This window comes from Planosporangium spinosum, from assembly GCF_049999945.1.
Classification (GTDB): Bacteria; Actinomycetota; Actinomycetes; order Mycobacteriales; family Micromonosporaceae; genus Planosporangium; species Planosporangium spinosum.
In genome coordinates, this window is sequence record NZ_JBLYUB010000011.1 from 135,539 (window position 1) to 150,031 (window position 14,493).

Below are 14,493 nucleotides of genomic sequence, written 5' to 3' on the forward strand. Positions count from 1 at the left end.
CTCCCCGTCCCTACAGCGGCAGCGTGATGTTCGAACCGCCCTGGAAAGCGTTCAGGCGGTTGGCGGATTCGGAGTCCGACGTGGTGTAGTAGGTCCCCGCCTTGTCGATGGCGTTCGCCGTCTCTTCCAGCGCCTGGTGCAACTGCTTCATGTCCTGGTCCCAGTTCAGCCGGGCGTTGTCGAACGCCTGGGCACCCCGGCCCCGCCAGCCGGCGCGCAAACCGTCCAGCTCGCCCATGAGCCGCGTCAGCATGCCGTTCAGGTCCTGGTTGGTCGATCGGAACTTGTTGGCGGTCTGCGCCATCACCGCGGCTTCTGACCGAGTCTGGTCTGCCAACCGAATTCACCCCGTTTCGTGTAAACCATCAGGTCGGACATTGCGTGCCGCCGATGACGGTAGCGGTCCGGCTCAAACTCCCGCCAGCCCCCTACCTCGAAGTGTGTGGATAACTTCGGACAGTTGGTGCGGATCTCCGCGAATATTTTCAGGAGCTCGCACGTTGCCGGGCGTCCGCGGGGTCGAGCGCCGGACCGGCCGGCAGCAACGCCACCAACTCGGCCGGCATCGTCGCCGGGGTGACTCCCGCGTAGCCCAGCGTCGCGGCCAGATCCCGGTTCGCCAGCGGGTATCGGATGCCGCGATCGGTCACGAGGCTCACCGCGCCGCCCGGCGCGCCCGGCGCGCTGACGGCCTCCACGAGCACGCCGTGCCCGGCGGGAATGACGATCCGGTCGGCCAGGATGCCGCCGTTGGCCGTCCGCGCGGGCGTGACGGCGGCCGCGCTGCTGTCGGGCAGCTTCGGATCGACCACCACCTTTTCGACGCCCTGCGCGTCCGAGATCGACACACACACCGAGCCCGGCGTCGGACGCAGCACCGGCGCCTCGTCGAACGGCAGGGCCGCCGCGAGCCCGGTCGCCGACTTCTTCGCCACGCTGTACTCGGTCGCGCTCAGGTCGATGGCCTGGCCGTCGGAGCTCGCCGGGGTCTCCGGGTCGGCGAGGAGCAGATCGGACTGCGCCTTGGTGATGTTGGCGAGCCCGTCGGCCAGCAGGACCGAGTACTGGCCGGCGTTGGCCAGCCGGTACACCTGCCCCACCTTGGCCCCGGGCAGTACCGAGGACCGCTCGCCCCGGCGCGGGATCGGCAGCAGCTTCAGGTCCGGGCCGGCGGGCAGCGCGTTGACCAGGGCCGGAGAGACCGGCAGCGGCGACGTCGCCGCCCACCGGAACGCCGCCAGTACCTGGGTGGGCTGGGTCACCTGGTAGCGATGCTTGTTGTACACCAGGTAGCGCTTGCCGTCCGGAGTGGACACCAGCAGCGCGGTGGGCTGGGTGGACCTGCCGGCCGGTACCAGCTCCTGACCGCCCGTGACGCTGTCACCGACGAGCAGCACCGACTGCGGTTTGCCGGCGGGGTCCGTGCCGTCCGCGGACTTCTGCGAGCACAGGGTCCACTCCGACCGGACGAGGTGCTTGGTGTCGGGCAGCGAGTCCGGCGCGCCGACGATGCCCATGGGCGCGCCGCGCCTGGCACCGTCGAGCGCGGACTGCGACCAGGTCACCACGGTGGGCTTGGCGGAGGAGCCGGCGATCAGCAGGGCCGACGTGTAGTTGATGACGGGGTGGAGGCTGTCGTCCGGCTTGTAGAAGACGTACCGGGTGCCGGTCCCCTTCTCGATGATGACCTGGCCCTCGGTACGCCAGTTGCCGGAGCCCCCGGCGAACACCCCGTACAGGGCGGCGCCGGCGAGCGCCAGCACGGCCACGATCGCGCCGGCCGTGGTGGCGCCGGCGACCCGGCGGAACGGCGACTGCGCGGGATCGGTCTCCCGCATGACCAGGGCCGCTACGACCCGCTGCACCGTGAACTGGTACGAGTGCAGCTGATCCTGTCGCGATGGCATTGACCCTCCCCGTAGGGCTCGCCCCCGCACGATGGGCGGCCGAGCCATACGATAGGCGCCCGGATGAAACGGCGGGAGGTCACGGCGGTGTCGATGGGACAGCCGACGGTGTGGCAGGCCGGCAACGCGGGCCAGCCGGTACCGCAACAGACCGGCTGGGCTGCCGATGGCATCCCCGACGATCGGGGCGGCACGCCGCCCCGGGTGTCCGGGCCGGTCGACGGCGGCGGCCGGACCGGCAAGCCCGCGCGCATCCGTCGCCGCGGCACGCTCCTCGGGCTGCACAGCGGCCAGCTCGTCGCGGCCGAGTCCGCCGCGGTCGTGCTGCTCGCCGCCGCGGGTGGCGGCACGCTCTGGCTCGCCGCCGCGGCTCCGGTGGCAATGGTCGTCCTGTTGCTGGCGTTCGGCCGGATCAGGGGCCACTGGGCGTACGAGTGGCTGGCCCTCGGCTCGCGGTACCTGGGCCGCCGGCGCACCTTGCCGCAGGGCGCGGACGCCGCCGCCCTCCTCGACCTGGTGCGCCCCGCCGCGGTCGTGAGCAGTGTCGAGGTCGACTCGGTGGCCGTCGGCGTGATCGCCGACACCTACGGGCTCACCGCGGTACTCGAACTGGGTGACCCGACCGCCGTGCTCGCCGACGCCGTGCCGCTGGCACCCTCCCCGGCCGAGCTGCTCCCACCGGCGAGCGCCGATCAGCCGCAGGTCCGGCTGCAACTGCTCGTGTCGGGCTTTCCCGCGCCCGCGCTGCACACCGGCTCAGGCTCACCGGCGACGTCGTACCGCCAGCTCACCGAGGGTCGGGTGCTCGCGATGCAGCGCTCGTTCCTGGCCATCCACATCCGACGGTCGGGCGGGTTCGGCGAGGCCGAGCTGCGCCGGGCACTGTCGAGCGCGGTCCGCCGGGCACGCCGCCGGCTCGACCGCGACGGCCTGCCCTGCCGGGCGCTGAGCGCGGAGCCGGCGCTGCGGGTTCTGGGCGAGCTGGCACACCTCGACGGGGCGTCCGGCCTGGAGGAGGAGTGGTCGGCGGTCGCCTCCGGCGGGCTGCGCCAGGTGAGCTTCCGGCTGCGCCGCTGGCCCGACGTGGCCGGCGACCTCGGCCGCGGGCTGCTGACCCGGATGCTGACGCTGCCGGGCGCCGGCACGACCGTGTCGTTGGCGGCCGAACGGCTGGACGCCGAGGAGGTCCGGGTCGAGCTGGTCGTCCGGCTCGCCTCCCCGGGACCGCAGAGCCAGGCGGCGGCACTGGGCGCGTTCCAGCGCCTGCTCGGGGCGGCCGGTGCCCAGGCACGGCGCCTCGACGGCACCCAGCTCGCCGGGCTGGCCGCCACCCTTCCCCTCGGCGGTGCCGCCGACCCCGGCGCGGCGGGTCTTGCCGACGTGATGGACCGGTCGGCCGGCGCGGCCCTGGTCGGGGACGCCGGTATGCGGGCCACGACCCGGGCGCTCGCCGCCCTGGAGCTGCCCACCGGTGGCGCCGGCCTGATGCTGGGCGTCAACCGGCGCGGCGAGCCGTCGACGGTACGGCTGTTCCGGCCGGAGCCGACCCGGGTGGCACTGTTCGGCGGCCTACGCTACGCCCAGCTCGTGGTGCTACGGGCGATGGCCGTCGGTACCCAGGTGGTGGTGCAGACCGGTCGCCCGCAGGCGTGGGAGCCGTTCGACCGCGCCATCGGGGGCGCCGCGAACGACCTGCTGATCGTCGCGCCCAACCGACCGCTGGAACTGACCCCGGCCACTCCGCTGCGACCGCAGCTGGTCGTCGTCGACGTGGGCCCGGTGGGTGCCATGGGCGCGCCCGTCCTCGAGACCGCGTGGCGGTCGACGCTCGTCGTCCGCGACGAACTGGCGTCGCACGACATGGACGTCCTCGCCCGCGCCGACCTGGTGGTGCTGCCACCGCTGTCCGCGCCGGAGGCGGAGATCGCGGGGTACGCGCTGGGCCTGCTGCAGCTGGCCGGCAACCTGCCCCGGGTGCGGCCGGACATGGTCGGTGTCGTGGTGGGTCGGCGGACGCTGCGCTGGACGCTGCTGTCGCCGACCCCGATCGAACAGCAGCTGATCGGCACCATCATGCGCTGAGGACCCCGGACGGACGGGTGGCGACACCGGACTTCCGGCGGCTGCCGCGACTGGCGCGGGCATGAGACGATCACCGGCATGGGCATCCTCATCAGGCTCGTCGTCAACGCTGCCGCCTTGTGGGTATCGACGCTGATCCTCAAGGGCATCACGGTCGACGAGACCGACACGGTCAAGAAGATCGGCACCCTGCTGTTGGTGGCCGCGATCTTCGGCATCGTCAACGCCGTGCTGCGCCCGATCATCAAAGTGTTCGGCTGCTGGGCCTACATCCTGACGCTCGGCCTGGCCGCCCTCGTGGTCAACGGGCTGCTGTTCATGCTCACGAGCTGGATCGCCGGCCAGCTGGACCTGCCCTTCCACGTCGACAAGTTCTGGCCCACGGCGGTGCTCGGCGCGCTGCTCGTCAGCGTGATCAGCTGGGTCCTCAACCTGGTCGTCCCGGACGGCGACGACTGACCGGTCACCGGCGGATCGACCGCCGGCCGGCCCACCGTCGGATGTGAGCCGCCACACGGGCTCACCTGCGGTTATTGCCGGAAGGCTCGCCGGCCCTTACCGATACGGTTGGCGCGTGAGTCAACTGCGCCGGGGTTACGTCTTCGGGTTCGCCGCCTACATGATCTGGGGATTCTTCCCCCTGTACTGGAAGCAGCTCGCGGACGCGGGCCCGATCGAGATCCTGGCGCACCGCATCGTCTGGTCGGCGGTGTTCGTCACCGTCCTGCTGCTGGCCATGCGCAACTGGCGGTTCCTGCGGCCACTGGTCCGCCGGCCGCGCATGCTCGCCGGCATCACGCTGGCCGCCGTGATGATCGCGATCAACTGGGGGATGTACATCTACGGCGTCAACTCCGGCCACGTGGTCGAGACGTCGCTTGGGTACTACATCAATCCGCTCGTCACGGTGCTGCTCGGCGTCGTCGTGCTCCGGGAGCGGCTGCGCACGGCACAGTGGCTGGCGCTCGCCGTCGGCGCGGCCGCCGTGGCCGTCCTCGCCGTCGACTACGGCCGGCTGCCGTGGATCGCGCTCAGCCTCGCGGTCAGCTTCGCGCTGTACGGCCTGATCAAGAAGAGCCTCGCGCTGCCCGCCGCCGAGGGCCTGTTCGTCGAGTCGCTGGCGCTCACCGCACCGGCCCTCGGGTACCTCGGCTGGCTGGCCGCCCAGCACCGGTCGACCTTCGGCCACGGGTCGGCGCTCCAGACCGCCCTGCTGGTCCTCGCCGGGGCCGTCACCGCCATCCCGTTGCTGATGTTCGCCGGCGCGGCGAACCGGATCCCGCTGTCCAGCCTCGGCCTGTTGCAGTACCTCACCCCGACCCTGCAGCTCGGCTGCGGAGTCCTGATCTACCACGAGCCCATGCCCGCGACCCAACTGGCCGGCTTCGCGCTGGTGTGGGTGGCGCTGGCCGTCTTCGCCTGGGACGGGATCCGCCACTCCCGGGGACTGGCCCGGCAGCGGGCGGGCGCACAGGCGGAGGAGGTCGCCGCGACCGCCAGCGCCACCTGACGGCGCGCCGGTCGCATCGACCACCGGCAGGCACCGCCGGGCCCGTCCTGCGGGACCCCGCACCCGCCGCGCTCGTCCGCCGTACGCCCACGCCGGCCCGCGCAGGGGCGGCTACGCGCGCTCGTACACCAGCAGCGGGGTGTTGTCGACCTTGCGGATCTCGATCTTGCCGATGTCGGCCGGCGCGATCCGGGTGGCCGCCGAGACGGTCACGTCGTCCCCGTGGGCGGCCGTCCAGCTGGAGACCTGTTCGGGCGCCTCGCCGTTCTTCGGGTACACGATCATCCGCAGGGACCAGCGCGGCCCGCCCGCGCTACCGCCGTTGTAGACGCAGTGCATCCGCACCTCGGTACCGCCGGCGAACGGGGCGAGAGCCACCTGGGCGGTGATCGGTACGGACGCCGCGACCGGCTGCATCGCCGTCATGTCCGACGGACGGGGGCCCACCTCGGGGGCGAACAGCCGGGCCCCGAGCAGGATGCCGACCGCCAGGCACGCCGCGGCGGACAGCCCCGCGACGACCGACCGCCACCGGCTCGGGCGGCGTTGTCCGCCGCGCTCCTGCCAGCGGGTGCCACGCGGGCCGGGATCGAACCCGGTGTCAGCGCGCGGCACCGACGGCAGCGGGCGCAGCGGTACGGGCGGCATCGGCTCCGCGTCCTCGGCGTGCCGGCCGCGCCGTGCGGCCCCCGGGTCACCGGCGCCACGCCGGTATGCCCCCAGGTCGGCGACCCCGCCCCGGCCGGAGCGGCGGGGCTCCGGCTCGTCGGCGCTGAGCGCCATGGCCTCGTCCGGGCCGAGCTGTGCGAGCACCGCCGGCAGGCCGGAGAGGTCGGCGACCTCGCGCTGGCAGGCCGCACAGGTCGCCAGGTGCCGCTCGTACGCGGCGTGCTCGTCGGGATCGAGGATGCCGAGGACGTAGGCGCCGGACTCGGTGATCTGGTCACAGCTCACGACGTCACCCCCAGTTCCGCCAGGACGAGCTTCAGCGAGCGCAGCGCGTAGTAGGTGCGGGACTTCACGGTGCCGGGAGGCACTCCGAGCCGGCTGGCCGCCTCATTGACCGAACGACCCTGGTAGTAGCACTCCACGAGAACCTCCCGGTGTTGCGGTGAGAGGCGGGACAGCGCCTCCGACACGATCCAGGAGTCGACCGCACGGTCCGTCTCGTCCGCCATCGGCCGCTCCGGCGGCGTGTCGGTGATCACCTCACCGACCCGCGCCGACCGTCGCCGCCAGTTGTCGATCGCCAGGTTGCGCGCCGTGGTGAACAGCCAGGCCCGCACCGAGCCACGTGCGGGGTCCAGCGCCTCGGGATGCTGCCACGCCCGCAGCAGCGTCTCCTGCACCAGGTCCTCCGCACGCTGTCGATCTCCCCCATTCAGGCGGAGTGCGTGCGCGTACAACGCATCGCCGTGCTCAGCGTGCAGTACGCGTAGCTGATCGGCGTCTTCGTCGCCCACGCCAGGCATCCTCCCACCGTTGACCCGTAATACGTAGGTCGCGCCGGAACGGTTCAACGCCCGGCCGACATTCGTCCGGGCGTCCCGTGGATCTTTCGACGCGCCGGTCCGCCGAGTCTTCCAGGTCGCGTTGATATTGCAACCCGCGCCCGTACGGCGGTGGCGGCGCGGGTACCGCACACGTGCTCCGTCTGGTACCCGTCCGGCCGCGCCGCGTCAGTCCTTGAGCGCCTCGGCGACCGCCCCGGCAGTGGTCAGCAGCCTGGTCCGTACGACGCGGGCCGAGGTCATCAGCTCGCCGGCCGGTAACGCGCACTGCAGGACGACCCGGCGCTCCGGGTCCCGGTCGTTGACGGCCAGGACGGCCGCGCCGGCGAGTCCGTTCCGGTACTGGTTGATCTCGATCTGCATGCCGCGCCGCTCCCCCGCCGCCAGGTCGGCCTCGAACGCCTCCACCGAGGTGATCGTCTGGGGCGTGTAGGTCTGCATCCCGCTCTCCTTGAGGAACCTGGCCCGCTGGTCCGCGTTGAGCGTGGCGAGCAATGCCTTCCCCATGGCGAGGGCGTGTGCGGCGTCGTCGAAGCCGGGGATCAGGTCGTCCACGTACGGCGAGCGTGGCCCCTCGGCCGCCGCCGTGATCGTGGGGCGGCTTCCGACGAAGCGGGCGAGGTGGTGGGTATAGCCGGTCTCGGCGGCCGCGCGCCGCAGCGCCTCGGTCACCGCTGACGGGCCCCGGAAGGCGACGACCAGTTCCCGGAACCGGTCGGCGATCTCGAGCCCGACCACGTACGTGCCGTCCTCACGCCGGATCACGTATCCCTCGTACGCCAGGGTGCGCACGAGGTGGTACGTGGTCGCGACAGTGAGCTGGCAACGACGCGCCACCTGTTTGACGGTGAGTCCGCGCTCGGACTGTCCCACCGCTTCTAGTACCCGCAGCGCACGCGACACGCTGCGGATCAGATCCGAGGGCTCCGCCTGTGGATCTCTCACCGCCGCACCTCCCCAGCCGCAGCAGCAACAAGATTTACACCATATGAAATTGGCTACGGGCTACGGAACCTTTCTGTCGACGAAAGGGTGATGTGCAGGGACCAAAAGGCTAAGCACAGACAATAAATGGGTGACGCATAGGTAATTACTCAGTGCGACACGCCGACGACACGCCGTGGACATGTCCGCCAGCGGCCTCCCGCCGTTTGCCGTATCGGTAATCCCGGCGACTGGGGTAGGTGATCCCGGAACGGGCCCGGTGCGCTGGTTCGGGCCGCGCTGCGCCGGTCCGGCCCGCTCCCGGACGTTGATCCGGCCCACTCCCGCCGGCCCGCCGGATACGCCCGCGAGTAGTCGCACCGGGCCGGGACGCCGACGCCCCGGGCGCGCGCGGCCGGGGCGTCTCGTCGAAGCAGCGGGAACGTCGTGGCGATCAGCCGGTGCGCTCGGCGATGAAGTCGCACAGCGACTCCAGCGCCTGGCGGGCCGGGTGCTCGGGCAGCACCGCCAGCGAGCAGCGGGCCCGGTCGGTGTACGAGCGGACCGTCTCCCGGGCCCGCTTGATCGCCGCCGACTCCCGCAGCAGCCCGAGCGCCTCGGCGTGCAGCACGTCGTCGGTGATCGGGCCGGTCTCGAGGATCTCGCGCAGCCGGACCGAGGCGCTGTCGACGTCGCCGTCGGCCAGCGCGTACAGCACCGGCAGCGTCGGCACACCCTCCCGCAGGTCGGTGCCGGGGGTCTTGCCCGACTGCGCCGACTCCGAGGAGATGTCGAGCAGATCGTCGGAGAGCTGGAAGGCGATACCGATCGTCTCGCCGTACTCGGCCAGGGCGTTCATCTGCTCGGGCGTCACGCCGCCGAACATCCCGCCGAACCTGGCGCTGGTCGCGATCAACGAACCGGTCTTCTGCTCGATCACCCGGAGGTAGTGGCCGATCTTGTCCTCGCCCGCCAGCGGCCCGGAGGTCTCGGCGATCTGGCCGTGCACCAGCCGGGAGAACGTCTCCGCCTGGATGCGCACCGCCTCCGGCCCCAGGTCGGCGGCCATGTCCGCGGCCCGGGCGAACAGGTAGTCACCGGTCAGGATCGCGACCACGTTCCCCCAGCGGGAGTTGACCGAGGGCGCGCCCCGGCGCACCGGGGCCTCGTCCATCACGTCGTCGTGGTAGAGCGTCGCCAGGTGGGTCAACTCGACCACGATGGCCGCCTTGACCACCTCGGGCGCCGTCGGTTCGCCGAGGTGCGCCGCCAGCGCCACCAGCAGCGGGCGGAACCGCTTGCCGCCGGCGTCGACGAGGTGCCGCGCCGCCTCCGTCACCAGCGGGTCGGCGCTCAACACGGTCTGGCGCAGGTCATCCTCCACCGCCGCCAGGATACGGCCGACGCCGGCCTCCAGGCCGGCGTCGGCGAAGTCAACGCCGATTGCTGTTCGCGTCTGTTCGGTTTCGGTACCCGCCACGCCACTCACGATCCCACACCGTAGCCCTTGCCCCCGTGAGGGCCTCAGCGAATGAACTCTGCCGCCCTGGTCGCGATCGGGAGCAGCAGCGTCGGGGCCACCCCTAGCGCCAGAGTGGCGAGCGTACCGATCATCAGTGCGGCCGACGTCAGCGCACCCGGGATCGACACGGTCGGCGTGCTCTCACCCGGCTCGGACAGCCACATCAGCACGACCACCCGCAGGTACGGGAAGGCCAGGATCGCGCTCGACACCACACCCGCGATGACCAGCCAGGTCTGCCCTCCGCTCACACCGGCGGCGAACACCCCGAACTTGGCGGTGAAGCCGCTGGTCAGCGGGATACCCGCGAAGGCCAGCAGGATGAACGTGAACACGCTCGCCAGCAGCGGCGAGCGCCGCCCCAGGCCGGCCCACCGCGACAGGTGGGTGGCCTCACCGTCGGCGTCGCGGACCAGGGTGACCACACCGAACGCGGCGAGCACCGTGAACCCGTATGCGACCAGGTAGAACAGCGAGCTCGACAGGCCGTCCTTGTTCAGCGCCAGGACACCGATGAGCAGGTAGCCGGCGTTCGCGATGGACGAGTACGCCAGCAGTCGCTTGATGTCGGTCTGCGTGACGGCCAGGATCGCACCGAGGATCATCGTCAGGACCGCGATGGTGCCGAGGACCGGCTGGAAGTCCCACTGGGAGCGCTCGAACGCCACGTACAGCACCCGCAGCAGCCCCCCGAACGCCGCGACCTTGGTGCAGGCGGCCATCAGCGCCGTCACCGGCGTCGGCGCGCCCTGGTAGACGTCCGGGGTCCAGACGTGGAACGGCACCGCGGCGGCCTTGAACAGCAGGCCGATCGCGAGCATCGCGAGACCGACGTAGAGCAGCACCGGGCTGGCCGACGAGCCACCCACCGCCGCGTCGATGCCGGCGAAGTCGACCCGACCGGCGTACCCGTAGATCAGCGCGACGCCGAACAGGAAGAACGCCGAGGCGAACGAGCCGAGCAGGAAGTACTTCATCGCCGCCTCCTGGCTGAGCAGGCGCCGGCGGCGGGCCAGCGCGCACAGCAGGTACAGCGGCAGTGAGAAGACCTCCAGGGCCACGAACATGGTCAGCAGGTCGTTCGCGCAGGCGAACAGCATCATGCCGCCCAGCGCGAACGCCGCCAGCGGGAACACCTCGCTGGCACCCTCGGCCCTGGCCGCCTGCTCGCGGTCGGCCTCGGTGTTGGCGGTCACCGCGGCCTGCGCCACGAACGCCCCACCGGGCTCCAGCGTGCGCTCGCCGATGAGCAGCAACGCCACGATGCCGAGGACCAGGATCGAGCCCTGCAGGAACAGCCCCGGCCCGTCGATGGCGATCGCACCGCCCGCGGTGACCGTGTGCTTGCCCGCCGTCCAGATCACCACGACCAGCGCGGCGACCGCGCCGGCCAGGGTCAGCGGTAGCTGGATCCGGGCCCGCGGGAAGCGCCGGAAGGCGGCCTCCACCAGTACACCGAGGCAGCCGACGCCGAACAGGATCAGCATCGGGGCCAGGGCCGCGTAGTCGATGGGCGGCAGTTGGAACTTCTCCTCCGCGCCTGGCGTCTGGGCCAGCGGAACGAGAGCGAGAACCGGGCTCACTTGCCCGCCTCCTTGGTGGCCGTACCGACGGTGGGGGCCGGGTCGCTCTTGCCGACATCGGAGAGCGTGGCCTTGACCGCCGGGTTGATGACGTCGAGCACCGGCTTCGGGTAGAAGCCGAGGACCAGGATCAGCGCGATCAGCGGGGTGACCACCACCGCCTCGCGCAACGACAGGTCGCGCTTCATGGCCTCGACCTTCTCCAGCGCCGGGTTCGGGGTGCCCTGCGTGGTGCGCTGGATCATCCACAGCACGTACCCGGCGGCCAGGATGATCCCGAAGGTGGCGATCACGGCCACCGTCTTGTTCACGGTGAACGTGCCGACCAGGACCAGGAACTCCGAGACGAACGGCGACGTACCGGGCAGCGCCAGCGACGCCATACCGGCGAAGAAGAACACGCCGGCCAGGACCGGCACGTACTTTCCGGCGCCGCCGAAGTCACCGATGAACGCGCTGCCCCGCCGGGCCACGAGCATGCCGACGACCAGGAACAGCAGGCCGGTGGCGAGGCCGTGGTTGAACATGTACAGCACCGCACCGCTGGCCGCCTGGCTGGTGAAGGCGAAGATGCCCAGGCCGATGAAGCCGAAGTGGGCGATCGAGGTGTAGCTGACCAGCCGCTTCAGGTCGTTCTGGCCGATCGCGAGCAGGGCGGCGTAGATCACGCCGACCAGCGCCAGCGCCAGCCCGAGGGGCGCGAAGTACTTCGACGCGTTCGGGAACAGCGGCAGGCAGTACCGCAGGATCCCGAACGTGCCGACCTTGTCCATGACGCCCACCAGCAGCGCGGCCGCACCGGCCGGAGCGGCGCCACCGGCGTCCGGCAGCCAGGTGTGGAACGGGAAGAACGGCGCCTTGATCGCGAAGGCGAGGAAGAAGCCGAGGAACAGCCACCGCTCGGTGCCGGTGCTGAAGTCCGCCTTGATCAGCGTCTGCCAGTCGAAGGTGTGCCCGCCGACGACCCACAGACCGACCACGGCGGCGAGCATGAACAGGCCGCCGAGCAGCGAGTACAGGAAGAATTTCACCGCCGCGTACTGACGGCGCTGGCCGCCGTAGGAGCCGATGAGGAAGTACATCGGCACCAGCATGACCTCGAAGAACACGTAGAACAGGAAGACGTCGGCGGCCGCGAAGACGCCGATCATCGTGCTCTCCAGGAACAGCATCAGGGCGAAGTACAGCGGCACCGAGCGCTGGATCTTCCCGCCGGGCCCGCCGTCGACGTCGTGCCACGAGGCCAGGATCACCAGCGGTACCAGCAGCGCGATCAGCACGAGCATGACCAGCGCGATGCCGTCGGCGGCGAAGGTGAACCGCACGCCCCACGCCGGGATCCACGGGTACGACTCGCGGAACTGCATCCGCGGGCCACCGGCCTTGAAGCCGAACCACATCGCGACGGCGAACCCGAAGACCACCACCGACCAGGCCAGCGCGACGCGCTTGACCAGCTCCGGCTTGTCCTTGGGCAGCAGCGCCACCACGAGCCCGCCGACGGCCGGCGCGACCGTCAGAACCGAAAGGTATGGGAAGTTGCTCATCCGAGCGTCACCGCCAGCATGGCCGCTACCACGAGCAGCGCACCTCCGAGGATGGACAGGGCGTACGACCGCACGAAGCCGGTCTGGAGCCGGCGCAGTCGGCCGGAGCCGCCGCCGACGGCCGCGGCCAGCCCGTTGACCAGGCCGTCGACGCCGCGGTTGTCGAGGTAGACCAGCGCCCGGGTCAGGTACGTGCCGGGCATCTCGAAGGCGACCTCGTTGAACGCGTCCGCGTACAGGTTGTTGCGCGCGGCGGTGACCACCGGCCCGGCCGGTGCCTCCTCCGGCGCGGTGCCCCGGCGGAACAGGGCCCAGGCCAGGCCGATGCCGGCCAGGGTGACGAGGATCGTCGCGCCGGTGACGAGCCAGTTCTCGCCGTGCTCGACCTGCTCGCCGAAGACCGGGGTCAGCCAGTCGACCACGGAGAGGGACATCAGGCCACCGGCCGCGACCGAGCCGACCGCGAGCACGATCAGCGGGATCGTCATGATCGGCGGCGACTCGTGCGGGTGCTCGACGTCGTCGGTCCACCGCTTCGGCCCGTGGAAGGTGAGCACGAACAGCCGCGTCATGTAGAAGGCGGTCAGCCCGGAGCCGATCAGCGCGGCGGTGCCGAGCACCCAGCCCAGCCAGCCCTCGTGGTGGTAGGCCGAGACGATGATCGGCTCCTTGGAGAAGAAGCCGGACAGCGGCGGGATGCCGATGAGCGCGAGGTAGCCGAGGCCGGTCGTGGCCCAGGTGATCGGCATGTATCTGCGCAGTGCCCCGAACCGGCGGATGTCGGTCTGGTCGTTCATGCCGTGCATGACCGAACCGGCGCCCAGGAACAGCCCGGCCTTGAAGAAGCCGTGGGCGAGCAGGTGGATCAGGCCCAGGGCGTACGCGACGCCCCCCAGGCCCACCGCGAGGAACATGTAGCCGATCTGGCTGACCGTCGACCAGGCGAGGATCCGCTTGATGTCGTCCTTGGCGCCACCGATGGTGGCACCGATCAGGAGCGTCAGCGCGCCGATCACCACCACCACGGTCTTCGCGGCCTCGGAGGCGTCGAAGATCGGGTGCGAGCGGGCGATCAGGTACACGCCGGCGGTCACCATCGTCGCGGCGTGGATGAGCGCCGACACCGGGGTCGGGCCCTCCATCGCGTCCGGCAACCAGGCCTGCAGCGGGAACTGGCCGGACTTGCCGCACGCGCCGAGCAGCAGGAGCAGGCCGATCGCGGTCACCGTGCCGGCGGACAGCTTGTCGACGTTGTTGAACACCTCGTCGTACTGGACCGTGCCGAGCGTGGCGAAGAGCAGGAAGATGCCGATCACGAAGCCCGCGTCACCGACGCGGTTCATGATGAACGCCTTCTTGCCGGCCGTCGCGGCCGCCGGCCGCAGGTACCAGAACGAGATGAGCAGGTAGCTGGCGACGCCGACGCCCTCCCAGCCGACGTACAGCATCACGTAGTTGTTGCCGAGCACCAGCAGCAGCATGGCCGCGACGAACAGGTTGAAGTAGCCGAAGAAGCGCCGCCGGCCCGGGTCGTGGGACATGTACCCGACCGCGTACAGGTGGATCAGGAAGCCCACACCGGTGATCAGGAGCACGAACACCGCCGACAGCGGGTCGTACAGCAGCCCGACGTCGACCTTCAGCCCGCCGACCGGCATGAACCGGAACAGGTTGGTCGAGACGCCGTGCCGGTTGTCCATCCCGTACAGGGAGAAGAAGTAGACCAGCCCGAGCACGAACGACACACCCACGCTCGCGACGCCCAGCAGGTGGCCCCACCGGTCGGCGCGACGGCCGAGCAGGAGCAGGATCGCGGCGCTGACCAGCGGTATCGCGATGAGCAGCCAGAAGCTGGACAGCACGCCACTCGGGGACGCGAAGCTGACCGCTTCAGCCAACGTCGACGT

The 14,493-nt window shown here is 71.1% G+C and carries 12 protein-coding genes; 3 read left to right on the forward strand and 9 right to left on the reverse strand.

Annotated features, from left to right (window positions below):
• Positions 1–10 precede the first annotated feature (10 nt).
• Positions 11–337, reverse strand: coding sequence for a WXG100 family type VII secretion target (locus ACNTMW_RS16880; RefSeq protein WP_426634573.1), 327 nt, complete (start codon positions 335–337; stop codon positions 11–13).
• Positions 338–485: 148 nt separating this feature from the next.
• Positions 486–1,907 (reverse strand): type VII secretion protein EccB, encoded by a 1,422-nt coding sequence (gene eccB / locus ACNTMW_RS16885; RefSeq protein ID WP_426634574.1) that lies wholly within the window; start codon positions 1,905–1,907, stop codon positions 486–488.
• Positions 1,908–1,970: 63 nt separating this feature from the next.
• Between eccB and eccE the strand changes: the two genes are divergently transcribed.
• From eccE to rarD, 3 genes are all read left to right on the forward strand, one after another.
• Positions 1,971–3,989 (forward strand): type VII secretion protein EccE, encoded by a 2,019-nt coding sequence (gene eccE / locus ACNTMW_RS16890; RefSeq protein ID WP_426634575.1) that lies wholly within the window; start codon positions 1,971–1,973, stop codon positions 3,987–3,989.
• 78 nt (positions 3,990–4,067) lie between these two features.
• On the forward strand, positions 4,068–4,448 hold the full coding sequence (locus ACNTMW_RS16895; protein ID WP_426634576.1) for a phage holin family protein: 381 nt from the start codon (positions 4,068–4,070) through the stop codon (positions 4,446–4,448).
• A gap of 115 nt (positions 4,449–4,563) precedes the next feature.
• Complete coding sequence (gene rarD, locus ACNTMW_RS16900) at positions 4,564–5,499, forward strand: EamA family transporter RarD (protein ID WP_426634577.1); 936 nt, start codon at positions 4,564–4,566, stop codon at positions 5,497–5,499.
• Positions 5,500–5,610: 111 nt separating this feature from the next.
• Here rarD and ACNTMW_RS16905 read toward each other — a convergent pair whose 3' ends face one another.
• From ACNTMW_RS16905 to nuoL, 7 genes are all read right to left on the reverse strand, one after another.
• Positions 5,611–6,453: an anti-sigma factor gene (locus ACNTMW_RS16905; RefSeq protein WP_426634578.1), complete on the reverse strand. Its 843-nt coding sequence runs from the start codon at positions 6,451–6,453 to the stop codon at positions 5,611–5,613.
• Positions 6,450–6,962 (reverse strand): sigma-70 family RNA polymerase sigma factor, encoded by a 513-nt coding sequence (locus ACNTMW_RS16910; RefSeq protein ID WP_426634579.1) that lies wholly within the window; start codon positions 6,960–6,962, stop codon positions 6,450–6,452. The genes ACNTMW_RS16905 and ACNTMW_RS16910 overlap by 4 nt, the downstream gene beginning before the upstream one ends.
• A 216-nt stretch (positions 6,963–7,178) precedes the next feature.
• Positions 7,179–7,955: an IclR family transcriptional regulator gene (locus ACNTMW_RS16915; RefSeq protein ID WP_426634580.1), complete on the reverse strand. Its 777-nt coding sequence runs from the start codon at positions 7,953–7,955 to the stop codon at positions 7,179–7,181.
• Between the two features lie 433 nt (positions 7,956–8,388).
• Complete coding sequence (locus ACNTMW_RS16920; protein ID WP_426634649.1) at positions 8,389–9,426, reverse strand: polyprenyl synthetase family protein; 1,038 nt, start codon at positions 9,424–9,426, stop codon at positions 8,389–8,391.
• A 32-nt stretch (positions 9,427–9,458) separates the two neighbouring features.
• A complete protein-coding gene (gene nuoN / locus ACNTMW_RS16925; RefSeq protein WP_426634581.1) occupies positions 9,459–11,039 on the reverse strand; it encodes an NADH-quinone oxidoreductase subunit NuoN in 1,581 nt (526 codons plus the stop codon).
• On the reverse strand, positions 11,036–12,586 hold the full coding sequence (locus ACNTMW_RS16930) for an NADH-quinone oxidoreductase subunit M (protein ID WP_426634582.1): 1,551 nt from the start codon (positions 12,584–12,586) through the stop codon (positions 11,036–11,038). The genes nuoN and ACNTMW_RS16930 overlap by 4 nt, the downstream gene beginning before the upstream one ends.
• Entirely contained in the window at positions 12,583–14,484 is a 1,902-nt protein-coding gene (gene nuoL / locus ACNTMW_RS16935; RefSeq protein ID WP_426634583.1) for an NADH-quinone oxidoreductase subunit L, read from the reverse strand. The genes ACNTMW_RS16930 and nuoL overlap by 4 nt, the downstream gene beginning before the upstream one ends.
• Positions 14,485–14,493: the final 9 nt, after the last annotated feature.

Excerpts from the sequence above, each read along its gene's own strand:
- ACNTMW_RS16895 (WP_426634576.1), top strand. The coding sequence starts at position 4,068 with ATGGGCATCCTCATCAGGCTCGTCGTCAACGCTGCCGCCTTGTGGGTA.
- ACNTMW_RS16930 (WP_426634582.1), bottom strand. The coding sequence starts at position 12,586 with ATGAGCAACTTCCCATACCTTTCGGTTCTGACGGTCGCGCCGGCCGTC.
- eccE (WP_426634575.1), top strand. The coding sequence starts at position 1,971 with ATGAAACGGCGGGAGGTCACGGCGGTGTCGATGGGACAGCCGACGGTG.
- eccB (WP_426634574.1), bottom strand. The coding sequence starts at position 1,907 with ATGCCATCGCGACAGGATCAGCTGCACTCGTACCAGTTCACGGTGCAG.